Origin of the sequence: Saccharothrix luteola (genome assembly GCF_020859565.1) — a bacterium.
Taxonomy (GTDB): Bacteria; Actinomycetota; Actinomycetes; order Mycobacteriales; family Pseudonocardiaceae; genus Actinosynnema; species Actinosynnema luteola.
On sequence record NZ_JAJHUO010000017.1, the window covers coordinates 44,143 to 57,265 of the forward strand.

Below are 13,123 nucleotides of genomic sequence, written 5' to 3' on the forward strand. Positions count from 1 at the left end.
GGACTGACATGACCGAGGTGATCTCCGTGGAGATCGTCCGCACGCCGAACCAGAACCAGGTCGACACCGTCGTGGGCGACCTGGTCCGGGATTCGGCTCCGAGCAGGCTCACCGCGGGGGACGCCACCCTGTGGGGCGCCGACGCGGAGCCCGAGGCGTCGATCCGCCTGGCGTGGACGACGCTGCACGAGACGTCCCGCCCGCTGGTCGCGGAGATCACCGCGCTGCGCGACGAGCTGCTCGCCGACGGCGTGGACCGCGTGGTCCTCGCCGGCATGGGTGGCTCGTCGCTCGCGCCCGAGGTGATCACGGGCACGGCAGGCGTGCCGCTGGTGGTGCTCGACACCACCGACCCCGGCCAGGTGGCCGAGGCGCTGGCGGGCGACCTGGAGCGCACGGTCGTGGTGGTGTCGTCCAAGTCGGGCGGGACCGTCGAGACCGACAGCCACCGGCGGATCTTCGAGGCCGCGTTCACCGCGGCGGGCATCGACGCGGCGTCGCGCATCGTCGTGGTGACCGACCCGGGCTCGCCGCTGGAGGCGGCGTCGCGGGAAGCGGGCTACCGCAAGGTGTTCCTGGCCGACCCGCACGTCGGCGGCCGGTACTCGGCGCTGACCGCGTTCGGCCTGGTGCCGTCCGGGCTGGCGGGCGCGGACGTCGGCAAGCTGCTCGACGAGGCCGCGTCGGCCGCGCCGCTGGTGTCGGCCGACTCGCCGGACAACCCGGCGGTGGTGCTGGCGGCGACGTTCGCGGTGGCGCACGCGCACGGCGCGGAGAAGGTGGTGCTCGCCGACACCGGCTCGGGCATCGCCGGGTTCGGCGACTGGGCGGAGCAGCTGATCGCCGAGTCGACCGGCAAGAACGGCACCGGCCTGCTGCCCGTGGTGGTCGAGGGTCCGGGCGCGCCCGGTTTCGTGGACGCCCGCTCCGACGCCACGACCGTCGCGATCGGACCGGCCACCGGCTCGTCCACGCTCTCGGTCGAGGGCTCTCTCGGCGCGCAGTTCCTGGTGTGGGAGTACGCGACCGCGCTGGTGGGCCGGGTGCTGGAGATCAACCCGTTCGACCAGCCCGACGTGGAGGCCGCGAAGAAGGCGGCCCGGTCCCTGTTGGACTCCCCCGCCGCGTCGTCGGCCGAACCGGCCTTCGTGGACGGTCCGATCGAGGCCTACCCCAGCGAGGGCTGGCTGCCGGCGGACGTGAAGACGGTCGCCGAGGCCCTGAAGGCACTGGTCGCCGCCGCGCCCGAGCACGGTTACCTGTCCGTGCAGGCCTACCTCGACCGGGTCGACGACGCGTCGTTCGCCCTCGTTCGCCCGGAGTTGGCGCAGCGTTCACACCTGCAGACCACCTTCGGGTGGGGACCTCGGTTCCTGCACTCGACCGGCCAGTACCACAAGGGCGGTCACCAGAACGGCGTGTTCCTGCAGCTGACCGGCGAGTCCGGGACGCGACTGGACGTGCCGGACCGGCCGTACGACCTCAGCACGTTGCAGCTGGCCCAGGCGCTGGGCGACGGCCAGGTGCTCGCCGAGCGCGGTCGCCCGGTGCTGCGGCTGCACCTGACCGACCGCGTCGCCGGGCTCGCGCAGCTCGTCGAGGCCATCCAGGAGGACGGTTCGTGACGGCCCCCACCAAGCGCAATCCCCTGCGCGACCCGCGGGACAAGCGGCTCCCGCGCATCGCCGGGCCGTCCGGCCTGGTGATCTTCGGCGTGACGGGCGACCTGTCGCGCAAGAAGCTCATGCCCGCCATCTACGACCTGGCCAACCGCGGCCTGCTGCCGCCGGGCTTCGCGCTCGTCGGCTTCGCCCGCCGCGACTGGGCCGACCAGGACTTCATGCAGGTCGTGCACGACGCCGTCAAGGAGCACGCGCGCACGCCGTTCCGGCAGGAGGTCTGGAACCAGCTCGCCGAGGGCATCCGGTTCGTGCAGGGCACCTTCGACGACGACGCCGCGTTCGACTCGCTCGCCGCGACGCTCGCCGACCTGGACCGCGAGCGCGGCACCGGCGGCAACCACGCGTTCTACCTGTCGGTGCCGCCCAGCGCGTTCACCACGGTGGTCAACCAGCTCAAGCGCGCCGGGCTCGCCACGCCGCCGACCGACAGCCCCGACCAGTGGCGCCGGGTGGTCATCGAGAAGCCGTTCGGCCACGACCTGGCCAGCGCCAGGCAGCTCAACAAGACCGTCAACGACGTCTTCCCCGAGGAGTCGGTGTTCCGCATCGACCACTACCTCGGCAAGGAGACGGTGCAGAACATCCTGGCGCTGCGCTTCGCCAACCAGCTCTACGAGCCCATCTGGAACGCCAACTACGTCGACCACGTGCAGATCACCATGGCCGAGGACATCGGCCTCGGCGGGCGCGCGGGCTACTACGACGGCATCGGCGCGGCCCGTGACGTGATCCAGAACCACCTGCTCCAGCTGCTCGCGCTGACCGCGATGGAGGAGCCGGTCTCGTTCCGGCCGAGCGACCTGCGCGCGGAGAAGGTCAAGGTGCTCTCGGCGACCCGGTCGATCGGGCCGTACGACGAGACCACCGCCCGCGGCCAGTACACCGGCGGCTGGCAGGGCGGGCAGAAGGTGCTCGGGCTGCTGGAGGAGGGCGGGTTCGCGAAGGACTCGGTCACCGAGACCTACGCGGCCATCACCTGCGAGGTGAACACCCGCCGCTGGGCGGGCGTGCCGTTCTACCTGCGCACCGGCAAGCGCCTCGGCCGCCGCGTCACCGAGGTGGCCGTGGTGTTCAAGCGCGCGCCGCACCTGCCGTTCGACGACACCGCCACCGAGGAGCTGGGGCAGAACGCCCTGGTGGTGCGCGTGCAGCCGGACGAGGGCGTGACCATCCGGTTCGGGTCCAAGGTGCCGGGCAACTCGATGGAGGTCCGCGACGTCACGATGGACTTCGGCTACGGCCACGCGTTCACCGAGTCCTCGCCCGAGGCCTACGAGCGGCTGCTGCTGGACGTGCTGCTCGGCGAGCCGTCGCTGTTCCCGAAGAACGACGAGGTCGAGCTGTCCTGGGAGATCCTGGACCCCGTCCTGAGGCACTGGAGCGCCACCGGCGCGCCGGAGAAGTACAAGGCAGGCACCTGGGGGCCGGCGTCGGCGGACGAGATGCTGGCCCGCACCGGCAGGCACTGGAGGCGTCCGTGATCATCGACCTGCCCTCGACCACCACGTCGCAGGTCAACAGCAAGCTCGTGCGGCTGCGCGAGGAAGGCGGCGCGGTCACCCTCGGGCGCGTCCTGACGCTGGTCATCGTGACCGACGACGGCACCAAGACCGAGGACGCCATCGACGCGGCCAACGACGCCAGCCGCGAGCACCCCTGCCGGGTGATCGTGGTGGCGCGCGGCGCGCGCAAGGCCGCGCCCCGGCTCGACGCGCAGATCCGCGTCGGCGGCGACGCGGGCGCGTCCGAGGTCATCGTGCTGCGCCTGTACGGCGAGCTGGCCAACGAGGGCGCTTCGTGCGTCGTGCCACTGCTGCTGCCGGACACCCCGGTGGTGGCGTGGTGGCCCAACGAGGCGCCCGCCGTGCCCGCCGAGGACCCCATCGGGCAGCTCGCGCAGCGCCGGATCACCGACGCGGCGGCGGAGAAGAACCCGATCCGGGCGTTGGAGCAGCGCAAGTCGGGCTACCGGCCCGGCGACACGGACCTGGCGTGGACGCGGCTGACGCTGTGGCGGGCGATGCTCGCCTCGGCGTTCGACCTGCCGCCGTACGAGAAGGTCACCGAGGCCGAGGTGAGCGGCGAGAGCGACTCGCCGTCGACCGACCTGCTGGCCGCGTGGCTCGCCGGGTGCCTGAAGGTGCCGGTGCGGCGCGCGAAGGCCAGCCGGGGCGAGGGCATCGTCGACGTGCGGCTGGAGCGCCGGTCCGGGCTGGTCGAGCTGTCGCGCCCGGACGGCAAGGTCGGCACGCTGACCCAGCCCGGCCAGCCGGAGCGGCGGGTCGCGTTGCAGCGCCGCCAGGTGCGGGACTGCCTGGCCGAGGAGCTGCGCCGGCTCGACCCGGACGAGGTGTACGAGGCGGCGTTGCGGTCGCTGGGCAAGGTCGTGCGCGGCCGGACCGCGCCCAAGGCCGCCGCCGTGACGCGCAAGCCCGCGCGGGCCGCGTCCGGGGCCGCCAAGGCGAAGTCGGACGGCGGTCCGGGCGCGGACAGCAAGCCGGCGAACGCTTCGGCGGAGGTCACGGCTTCGGCGGACTCGAAGGTGGACGGCAAGGTGGACGGCAGGCCCGCGAAGGCGTCGGCGAAGACCGCCGCCGCCAAGACCGCCGCGCCGAAGTCCTCCGGCGCCAAGGCCGCGCCCAAGGCTGCCGGGAAGGCCGCGCCCAAGGCGGCGAAGGCGAAGGCGGGCTCGTGAGCCGGCCGGAGGTGGTGGTGCACCGCGACGGCGAGCTGCTGGCCGCCGCCGTCGCCGCCCGCCTGGTCACCAGCCTGGTGGACGCGCAGACCGCGCGCGGGTCGGTGTCGTTGGTGCTGACCGGCGGCCGGACGGGCATCGCGGTGCTGGAGCAGCTGCGCGCCACGCCCGCCCGCGACGCGGTGGACTGGACCCGGGTCGACCTGTACTGGGGCGACGAGCGGTTCCTGCCCGCCGGGCACCCCGACCGCAACGAGACGCAGGCGCGGGAGGCGTTGCTGGACCACGTGCCGGTGCCGGCTTCGCGCGTGCACGTGATGGAGCCGTCCGACGGGCGGTTCGGCGACGACCCGGAGGCCGCCGCCGAGGCGTACGCCGCCGTGCTCGCCGCCGCCGCGGGCCCGGACGGTGCCGTGCCGTCGTTCGACGTGTGCCTGCTCGGCGTCGGCGAGGAGGGGCACGTGGCCTCGATCTTCCCGGAGTCGCCCGCCGTGGCGGAGCGGGAGCGCGCTGTCGTCGCGGTGCGCGACTGCCCCAAGCCGCCGCCGACCCGCGTGAGCCTCACCCTGCCCGCCATCCGCGCGGCGCGCGAGGTGTGGCTGATGACGACGGGTGCGGCGAAGGGCGAGGCCGTGGCGCTGGGCCTGACCGACGCGGACGAGGTCCAGCTGCCGGCCGCGGGCGCCCGTGGCCGGGAGCGCACGCTGTGGCTGCTCGACACGGCCGCCGCCGCGAAGGCGCCGGTCACCCCGCCGTCGACCTGAACCCGCCGTTCCGCTGCCGCCGTCGTCCGTTCCGGGCACGGCGGCAGCGGCGTTCCCGGGGGTGATTTGGCGCACTCGCAGGCCGCTTTCACGCACGTTGTCCGCTCACCGGACGTTCGCGCTCGCAATTTTGTGCGGCGCACGGCGTCCCGTTCGGGTAATCACAGCATCTCGAAGGGTGAGCGGGTCGTTCGAGCGGGTCGGGGGCGGAAAGGCGGGTCATGCCAAGCGTGATGACAGCGCAGTACGGTGAGGACCGGCGGACAGCTGACACAGGAGGTCGAACCCTGGCCGGCAACGCTGTCGAAAGGCTGCCGAGCGGTCGGGTCAACGGCGTCGCGACCGAGCGGGTGCGGCGTGCTGCCTTCCTCGGGGCGCTGGGGCGGTTCCTCGGTCGCGTGCTCGGCCGGCACCGGCAGGTGGCGTTCGACGCGGCGGCCGTCGGCATCGCGGCGCTGGACGTGTGGCTGCGGGTCGTGCCCGAGGCCGAGCCGTACAACTACGTGCTGTCGGTCGTGTCGGTGGCGGCGGTGGCGCTGCGCCGGCGGTTCCCGTTCCTGGTGGTGCTGATCACCGTGCCCGGGTTCCTGGCGGGGTGGGCGCAGTTGGCGGCGATGATCGCGCTGGGGACGTTGGCGCGGGAGCAGTTGCTGTCGACGCAGACCTACATCGGCGCGGCGTTGGTGTGGCTGAGCCGGTTCTTCGTGTGGCCGCCGGCGGAGTTCGCGGCGTTGGACTGGAAGACGCACGTCCACAACGCCATCTACGGGTGCATCGTCGCGGGGATGCCGATCGCGATCGGGTTGCTGGCGCACGCGCGGGAGGAGTTGTCGGCGCGGATCGGCGAGCTGGCCGCGAGCCGGGAGCGGGAGCGGATGCTGCACGCGCACGCGGTGCGGGCGGACGAGCGGGCCAGGTTGGCGCGGGAGATGCACGACGTCGTGTCGCACCAGGTGAGCTTGATCGCGATGCAGGCGGGTGCCCTGCGGGTGGCGGCGGCCGATCCGAACGCGAAGCAGGTCGCCGGGACGATCCGGATGTTGAGCACGAGGACGTTGGACGAGCTGCGGCAGCTGGTGAGCGTGCTGCGGACGACGAGCGGCGACGACTCGCCGCAACCCCGGGTCGAGGACCTGGCGCAGCTCGTGGCCACGGCGGGGATCCCGGCGACGCTGACCGTGCAGGGGCCGGTGGCCGACCTGCCGGCTCCGGTGTCGGGCGCGGCGTACCGGACGGTGCAGGAGGCGTTGACCAACGTGCGGAAGCACGCGTGCGGTGCGGCGACGGCCGTGGTGGTGGTCGCCGATGCCGATCAGCTGCGCGTGGAGGTGCGCAACGAGGCGCCGGAGGGTGCGATCGGGTCGGTGGACGGGGCGGCGTTGCCCAGCGGTGGTCATGGGCTGGTGGGGCTGCGGGAGCGTGCGGCGTTGTTGGACGGTGAGCTGGAAGCGGGCCCGACGGACAGCGGCGGCTTCGCGGTGAGGGTGACGTTTCCCCTGTTCAGGACCCTGAAGCCCTGATTCACTCGGTCACACTAATGGGTGATCATTGCGGAATCATCAACCGAAACGCTGTTATCGTCGATCTCGAACGTCGGTTGAAACAACGAGGACCGCCGACCGACCCCGGCCTGTCCGGACCTCACGGGGTGCAGGTGAGGAGCGGGCAGGGAGGACCCACGGGAAGCGAGAGCACAGGGGGGAGCACTGGAAGGAGCGTGCAGAACGGAACGCGCCCACCGTCAGCGGAGAGCTGACCGCCGGGTGGCCACGGCCGTGCAGACCGCCGCCGCCACGCCCAGCCCGCCGCACACCAGCGCCGGCCACAAGTCGGGCGTGTGACGCAGCAGCACGGACGGCAGGAGCCACACGGCCACGCCGAGCGCGAAGCCCAACGGAGCCGCCGCGACCACCGCCGCCGTCCCCGCCCGACGCCGCCGCAGGGACCGCAGGATCGACTCCAGGTACGCGAGCGCGAACAGCAGCAGCACCGCGCTCCCCGCGCCCATGATGCTGATCATCGGGTGCGTGACCGGTCGGAGGGAGTAGTCGGTGGACCGGCCGTCGGCCGTCACCGTCGCCACCGCCGCGCCGCCCACGATCCACCGGCTCGCGCCCGGCAGCTCGAACGCCAGCGGCGGGGCGGTGGAGGTGAGCCGGGAAGCGGCGGGAGAGGCGGGAGAGGCGGGGACGTCGGCCAGGGTGATGCCGGCCGCCGTCACGGCGAGGCGTGCGGTCGCCGGGTCGCCCTGGCCCACGGAGACCGGCTTGCTCAGGTCGACGTCGAGGGTCGGCAGGTCGCGGCCCGGCACGGTGAACGGGATGGTGATCATCACGACCGCGGCGAGGGCCGCGGCCAGCGCGAACCACCGGGCCGGTTTCGGGGCGGCGGCGGCCAGCAGCTGCGCCGCCGGCACGAGGGTCTCCGCGCCCAGCCGCACGGGCGTCGGCGGAGCGTCCACGAGCGTCGCCCGAACGGGGATGTCGAGGGTTTCCCGCGGCACGGAGGGGCCGGACGCGGGGCGAGTACCGGCGGCGGCGACGTGCGGGCTCAGGTGGACCGGGGCGCCGAGGCGCAGCAGCCAGTCCCGGCCGAAGACCTCCGCCGCCGCGGCCGCCAGGTCCACCGCGAACGTCTCCGCGTTGCGGTACCGGGCCTGGGGGTCGCGTTCGATCCCCCGCATGATCACCCGGGCGAGTGGATCAGGTACCTCGATCAGGGGGCGGGGCTGCTGGTAGACGTGACGCTGGATCATCGCCAATGCCCCACCGCCGCTGTCGAACGGCAGCCGACCGCTCAGCAGCTCGTACAGCACCGTCGCCGCGCCGTAGACGTCGGCCGCCGGGGTGAGCGGGTTGCCCAGCGCCTGCTCGGGTGACAGGTACGCGGGCGTGCCGAGCACCTGCCCACCGTGCGTCACGAGCGTCGCGCCCTCACTCACCACCTGGGAGATCCCGAAATCGGCGACCTTGAGCACCCCACCGGCGGTGAACAGCAGGTTCTTCGGCTTCACGTCCAGGTGCAGCACCCCGGCCCCGTGCGCCGCGTGCAGACCGGACAGCATCGCCAGACCGATGGCACACGACGAGGCGGGCGTGACACCCGAACCGGTGAACTTCGACCACACCGTGCCACCGTCGAGCTTCTCCATCACCAGCAGGTGCTCGCCGCGGTCCTGGACGTAGTCGTACACGGGCACGATGTGCGGGTGGTCGAGCCGCGCCAGCAGCCGCGCCTCGTGCGCGAACCGCGCGCTCATCCGCTCATCCGACGCGAGCACGCCGGGCAGCCGCTTCACCGCCACCGCCCGCCCCAACGGCCGGTGCACGGCCGCGTACACGACCCCCATCCCGCCGCGCCCGACCTCCGCGCCGAGCTCGTACTGCGGCAGCGCCGCGACGACGTTCGCCGACACCGTCACGCCACACCGCCCGGCAACGGCCGCGTGATGCGCTGCGTGCTCTCCGGGTCGGTCGGGGGCGGGCGGAGGTCGTCCGCGTCCGGGTGCGGTGTCAGGTAGCCCAAGGCGAACGCGACCGCCGCCGCGCCCAGCACGAACGGGATCTCCGCCGCCGGCGACGGCGCCATGACCCGCAGCACGGACAGCGAGATCACCGCCACCAGCCCGGTGCCGACGCCGGCGGGCAGGAACCGCATCGCCCGCTGCCACCGGTTCGCGGGCAGCCGCCGACGGGCCAGCGCGACCAACGCGCCCACCCACGCCAGCGAGGTCAACCCGAACACCGCCAACCCGAACACCCCGTACACCGACCACATCGACCCGCGCACGTCACCGGTCATGCCGATCGACGCGAGCACGTCGCGGTTGGTGTCGAGCACTTCCAGCTCGGTCGGCAGCAGGCCGGTCGCCTGGGCGCCGAGCTGCCCGAGGTCGAGCACGAACCCGCGCGTGACGCTCTCCCTGGCGGGCACGTCGAACGGCACGGTCGTGTCGTAGGAGAAGAACGTCAACGCCAACGCCGTGCCGGACAGCCGGATCGTCTTGACGTGCCGCACCGTGTCCGTCGCGTTGTGGACGGTCACGGAGATGAGGGAGGCGCGGGACGGGTCGAGCAGCAGCTCGTCCTCGCCGACCGGGGAGCCGTCCACCGTGGCGTCGATGGTGACCGCGTCCCCGGCGGCGTGGGCCGGGGCGACGCCGAGGAAGATCCCGCACAGGAGCAGTAAACCGACGCTGCTCATAATGCGTCTCACAAGGGCACCTCATCGGGGGGTAGCGGACTGGTCCGGGAGTCGGCATGCGATCGGCAGGAACACTAGCTCTACTCGGTGCCTTGGCATATGGCGTTACGGCGCTCGTAGCGGCACCGGTATCGGCGCAGCCGCAGGGCGTCGCGACCGCGAGCCCGGACTCCGGTCCGGCGGGCAGCACGTTCACGGTCAGCTGGACCGGCGTGTACCTCGATCCGGACTGCTCGAACTCCACCGTGCAGATCCTGTGGGACGGCGGGAGGGTGATCGGCAGCGGCAAGCACGCGGGGCGCGGCACGGGTTCGGGCACGGCGACCGTGCCGTCGGACGCGGGCGTCGGGGTGCACCGGGTCACCGCACGCCCGCAGTGCGCGGCGACGTCGAACCCGACGGACAACTTCACCGTGACCGCGCGACCGACCACGACCACCACCCCACCGCCGGTCACGACGACGACCGCTCCCCCGGTGACCACGACGACCGCCACGCGTCCGACGACCACGACCACCCGGCCGACGACGACCACTACCACGACGACTACCACGACGACGACGGACAGCTCCGCGCCGACCACGACCGGCACCACGACACCGTTCGACGGTGACGGCGCGCTGACGTTGGACAAGGACAACATCCAGCCGGGTGACCCGTTGACCGCTACCGGCACGGGGTGTGACCCGGGTTCGCCGGTGCGGCTCAGTTCGCTGGGCGAGGCCGTCGGCGCGGCGAAGGCGGACGGCTCGGGCACGTTCAGCACCAGGGTCGAGTTCACCACGATCCAGCCTGGTCGCCACGTGATCCGCGCCGACTGCGGTGTGGTGCTGGTCGGGAGCGTGGACGTGGCGCTGACCAGCTCGACCGGCGGCACGACGTCCACCCTGGTGATCCTGGTGTTCTTCCTGCTGGTGGGCGCGATCATGGTCCGACGCCAGTTCGCCGGCCTGTTCACCAAGCGGACCTGAAGCGACCGGGCTGACGCGACCGGGCCCGAAGCGAGCGAGCCCGAAGACGACGACGGCCCCGGCGGGAAGTCCCACCGGGGCCGTCGTGCCGTTCTCGCCTGAGCCTGGCTAGGGCTCTTCGCGCTGCTTGCGCAGCTTGGTGAGCGCCTCTTCGAGGATCGCCTCACCGTCCGCGTCGGAGCGGCGCTCCTTCACGTACGCCAGGTGCGTCTTGTACGGCTCGTTGCGCGGCGGAGCAGGTGGCGCCTGCTCGTCACGCCCGGCCGGCAGACCGCACCGGGGGCAGTCCCAGTTCTCCGGGATCTCGGCTTCGACCGCGAACGACGGCCGAGACTCGTGCGCGTTCGCGCACCAGTACGACACCCGACGTCGGGGCGCGGACTCGCCGCGCTCCGATTCGCCCATCGGGCCTGCGCCGACGCGGGTACCGCGAATCGCGTTACCACCAGCCATCGACCCTCACACCCCCACCACGTGGTTTCCCTGTGTCCGCGTCGGCCGACGTCGTCGGCGTCCACCGACCTGTGTCAGTTGACCTTCATCAGCAGCCCGATGCCCACGATGGCGATGACCCAGATCGCGCCGACGAACAACGTCAGGCGGTCGAGGTTCTTCTCCACCACGCTGGAACCGGACAGGCTCGACTGCATGCCGCCGCCGAACAACGAGGACAGACCGCCACCACGCCCGCGGTGCAGCAGCACGAGCAGGATCAGCAGCAGGCTGGAGACGAGCAGCAGGATCTGCAGGAACAGGATCATTTCTTCCTCGCTGTCAGGCAGGTGACGCCACAGAGTACCCGGTCGACTGCCGACCGTGGACCACCGCGGGTGGAGAGTGTGTCAATCACATCAGGGTAGAGGGCCGCCCGCGGCGAGTGCGCACAGCTTCGCGAACTCGTCCGCATCCAGGCTCGCACCACCGACAAGGGCGCCGTCGACGTCCTTCTGAGCGATCAACTCGGCGATGTTGCCGGACTTGACCGAGCCGCCGTAAAGCACTCGAACGGCCGAAGCGACGTCCTCGCCGTAGAGCTCGGCGAGCTTGACCCGAATGGCGGCGCACACCTCCTGCGCGTCGGCCGACGAGGCGACCTTGCCGGTGCCGATGGCCCACACCGGCTCGTAGGCGACGACGACGTCGCGCACCTGCTCGGCGGTGAGGCCCTTCAGGCCCGCGACGAGCTGCTCGGTGCAGTGCTCGACGTGCCCGCCGGCCTCGCGGACGTCCAGCTGCTCACCGAGGCAGAAGATGGGCGTGACGCCGTGCTTGAGCGCCGCCTTGACCTTCTTGTTGACGGTGACGTCGTCCTCGTTGTGGTACTCACGCCGCTCGGAGTGGCCCACGGTGACGAAGGAGCAGCCGAGCTTGGCCAGCATCGGGCCGGACACGTCGCCGGTGTAGGCGCCCGAGTCGTGCGGCGACAGGTCCTGCGCGCCGTACTTGAGCAGCAGCTTGTCGCCGTCGACGAGGGTCTGGATCGACCGGATGTCGACGAACGGGGGCAGCACCGCGACCTCGACCTTGGCGAAGTACTTCTCCGGGAGCGAGAAGGCGATCTTCTGAACCAGGGCGATGGCCTCGAGGTGGTTGAGGTTCATCTTCCAGTTGCCCGCGATGAGGGGCTGACGCTGAGCCATCACGCCTCCAACACAGACACGCCGGGCAGTTCCTTGCCCTCCAGGTACTCCAGGGACGCCCCACCACCGGTGGAGATGTGCGAGAACCCGTCCTCGGGCAGGCCGAGCGCGCGCACGGCCGCGGCCGAGTCGCCGCCGCCGACCACGGTGAACGCGTCGCTCTTGACCAGCGCCTCGGCCACCGCGCGGGTGCCGCCGGAGAAGGCCTCGAACTCGAACACGCCCATCGGGCCGTTCCAGAACACGGTCTGCGCGTCGGCGAGCTTCGAGGCGAACAGCTCGCGGGTGGCCGGGCCGATGTCCAGGCCCTGCCGGTCGGCGGGGATGGCGTCGGTGGCGACGACCTCGAACTGCGCGTCGGGCGCGAAGTCGACGGCGGCCAGCACGTCGACCGGGAGCACGAGCTCCACGCCGCGCTTCTCGGCCTCCGCGAGGAAGCCGCGGACCTGGTCGAGCTGGTCTTCCTGGAGCAGCGAGCCGCCGACCTCGTGGCCCTGGGCCTTGAGGAAGGTGTAGGCCATGCCGCCGCCCACGAGGAGCCGGTCGACCTTGGTGAGCAGGTTCGCGATGACGCCGAGCTTGTCGGACACCTTCGCGCCGCCGAGCACGACGACGTAGGGGCGCTGGAGGTCGTCGGTGAGCTTGCGCAGCACCTCGACCTCGGCCAGCACGAGGCCGCCCGCGTAGTGCGGGAGCTTCTTGGCCACGTCGTAGACCGACGCCTGCTTGCGGTGCACGACGCCGAAGCCGTCGGAGACGAACGCGTCGGCCTTGGCGGCCAGCTCGTCGGCGAGGGCGGCGCGCTCGGCGTCGTCCTTGCTGGTCTCGCGGGCGTCGAAGCGGATGTTCTCCAGGAGCACCACGGTGCCGTCACCGGCGGCCTCGGTGCCGATCTCGACCGCCTGGCCGAGCAGCTCGCCGAGCCGGACGGCGACGGGCGCGAGGGAGAACTTGGGGTCGGGCTCGCCCTTGGGGCGGCCCAGGTGCGCGGCGACCAGCACGCGGGCGCCCGCGTCCACGAGCGCCTTGATGGTGGGCACCGACGCGCGGACGCGGCCGTCGTCGGTGATCCGGTCGCCGTCGAGGGGGACGTTCAGGTCGGCGCGCACGAGGACGCGCCGACCCGAGACACCCTCGCTGAGCAGATCGTCGAGAGTCTTCACAGCGA

General features: G+C 72.3%; 12 protein-coding genes. 6 read left to right on the top strand and 6 right to left on the bottom strand.

The window, feature by feature from the left end; genetic code table 11:
- Positions 1-8 precede the first annotated feature (8 nt).
- The 5 genes from LNK82_RS23475 (at position 9) to LNK82_RS23495 (ending at position 6,661) form a co-directional block, all read left to right on the top strand.
- Positions 9-1,625 carry a phosphoglucose isomerase-related protein gene (locus LNK82_RS23475; protein ID WP_230569151.1) on the top strand — a complete coding sequence of 539 codons (1,617 nt, stop codon included), beginning with the start codon at positions 9-11 and terminating at the stop codon, positions 1,623-1,625.
- Entirely contained in the window at positions 1,622-3,163 is a 1,542-nt protein-coding gene (zwf, locus tag LNK82_RS23480) for a glucose-6-phosphate dehydrogenase (RefSeq protein WP_230569152.1), read from the top strand. The genes LNK82_RS23475 and zwf overlap by 4 nt, the downstream gene beginning before the upstream one ends.
- Complete coding sequence (opcA, locus tag LNK82_RS23485) at positions 3,160-4,377, top strand: glucose-6-phosphate dehydrogenase assembly protein OpcA (RefSeq protein WP_230569153.1); 1,218 nt, start codon at positions 3,160-3,162, stop codon at positions 4,375-4,377. The genes zwf and opcA overlap by 4 nt, the downstream gene beginning before the upstream one ends.
- Positions 4,374-5,141 carry a 6-phosphogluconolactonase gene (gene pgl, locus LNK82_RS23490; protein WP_230569154.1) on the top strand — a complete coding sequence of 256 codons (768 nt, stop codon included), beginning with the start codon at positions 4,374-4,376 and terminating at the stop codon, positions 5,139-5,141. Before opcA ends, pgl begins: the two co-directional genes overlap by 4 nt.
- Positions 5,142-5,491: 350 nt before the next feature.
- Positions 5,492-6,661, top strand: coding sequence for a sensor histidine kinase (locus LNK82_RS23495; protein ID WP_443706262.1), 1,170 nt, complete (start codon positions 5,492-5,494; stop codon positions 6,659-6,661).
- A 221-nt stretch (positions 6,662-6,882) separates the two neighbouring features.
- Here LNK82_RS23495 and LNK82_RS23500 read toward each other — a convergent pair whose 3' ends face one another.
- The gene (locus LNK82_RS23500; protein WP_230569156.1) at positions 6,883-8,562 is read right to left on the bottom strand and encodes a serine/threonine-protein kinase; all 1,680 of its coding nucleotides are present in this window, start codon (positions 8,560-8,562) and stop codon (positions 6,883-6,885) included.
- Positions 8,559-9,356, bottom strand: coding sequence for a hypothetical protein (locus LNK82_RS23505; RefSeq protein WP_230569157.1), 798 nt, complete (start codon positions 9,354-9,356; stop codon positions 8,559-8,561). The genes LNK82_RS23500 and LNK82_RS23505 overlap by 4 nt, the downstream gene beginning before the upstream one ends.
- Before the next feature lie 80 nt (positions 9,357-9,436).
- Here LNK82_RS23505 and LNK82_RS23510 point away from each other — a divergent pair, with 80 nt between their 5' ends.
- Positions 9,437-10,315: a hypothetical protein gene (locus tag LNK82_RS23510; protein WP_230569158.1), complete on the top strand. Its 879-nt coding sequence runs from the start codon at positions 9,437-9,439 to the stop codon at positions 10,313-10,315.
- Between the two features lie 108 nt (positions 10,316-10,423).
- Here the strand turns inward: LNK82_RS23510 and LNK82_RS23515 are convergent, their stop codons facing one another.
- The 4 genes from LNK82_RS23515 to LNK82_RS23530 form a co-directional block, all read right to left on the bottom strand.
- A complete protein-coding gene (locus LNK82_RS23515; protein ID WP_015103628.1) occupies positions 10,424-10,768 on the bottom strand; it encodes an RNA polymerase-binding protein RbpA in 345 nt (114 codons plus the stop codon).
- Between the two features lie 74 nt (positions 10,769-10,842).
- On the bottom strand, positions 10,843-11,076 hold the full coding sequence (gene secG, locus LNK82_RS23520) for a preprotein translocase subunit SecG (RefSeq protein ID WP_230569159.1): 234 nt from the start codon (positions 11,074-11,076) through the stop codon (positions 10,843-10,845).
- Positions 11,077-11,166: 90 nt separating this feature from the next.
- The gene (tpiA, locus tag LNK82_RS23525; RefSeq protein WP_230569160.1) at positions 11,167-11,955 is read right to left on the bottom strand and encodes a triose-phosphate isomerase; all 789 of its coding nucleotides are present in this window, start codon (positions 11,953-11,955) and stop codon (positions 11,167-11,169) included.
- The gene (locus tag LNK82_RS23530) at positions 11,955-13,118 is read right to left on the bottom strand and encodes a phosphoglycerate kinase (RefSeq protein WP_230569161.1); all 1,164 of its coding nucleotides are present in this window, start codon (positions 13,116-13,118) and stop codon (positions 11,955-11,957) included. The genes tpiA and LNK82_RS23530 overlap by 1 nt, the downstream gene beginning before the upstream one ends.
- Between the last annotated feature and the right edge of the window lie 5 nt (positions 13,119-13,123).

Bases quoted from the DNA above. Each gene is read 5' to 3' on its own strand.
- LNK82_RS23475 (WP_230569151.1), top strand. From the start codon at position 9: ATGACCGAGGTGATCTCCGTGGAGATCGTCCGCACGCCGAACCAGAAC.
- LNK82_RS23515 (WP_015103628.1), bottom strand. From the start codon at position 10,768: ATGGCTGGTGGTAACGCGATTCGCGGTACCCGCGTCGGCGCAGGCCCG.
- secG (WP_230569159.1), bottom strand. From the start codon at position 11,076: ATGATCCTGTTCCTGCAGATCCTGCTGCTCGTCTCCAGCCTGCTGCTG.
- tpiA (WP_230569160.1), bottom strand. From the start codon at position 11,955: ATGGCTCAGCGTCAGCCCCTCATCGCGGGCAACTGGAAGATGAACCTC.